At 73.6% G+C, this 269-nt stretch carries 1 protein-coding gene; it reads left to right on the forward strand.

Annotated features, from left to right (window positions below; all coding sequences use genetic code 11):
• Positions 1-269, forward strand: a 269-nt coding sequence (locus HKX41_11670; protein ID NNC24791.1) for a transketolase, incomplete at both ends; no start/stop codon positions are given.

The raw sequence follows: 269 nt of genomic DNA on the forward strand, positions 1-269 counted from the left end.
CGCCAGCCTGCGCTACATCCCGCACAACGACGTGTGGCGCCCGTGCGACGCGGTCGAATCGGCGGCGGCGTGGAAGGCGGCGATCACCCGCCTGGACGGCCCGAGCTGCCTGGTGTTCTCGCGCCAGAACCTGCCGCACCAGCCGCGCGACGCGCAGCAGGTCGCGCAGATCGAGCGCGGCGGCTACGTGCTGCGCGACAGCGACGGCGCGCCGGAGGTGATCTTGCTGGCGACCGGTTCGGAAATCGGCCTGGCCACCCAGGCCGCCG

This window comes from Salifodinibacter halophilus (assembly GCA_012999515.1).
Taxonomy (GTDB): Bacteria; Pseudomonadota; Gammaproteobacteria; order Nevskiales; family Salinisphaeraceae; genus Salifodinibacter; species Salifodinibacter halophilus.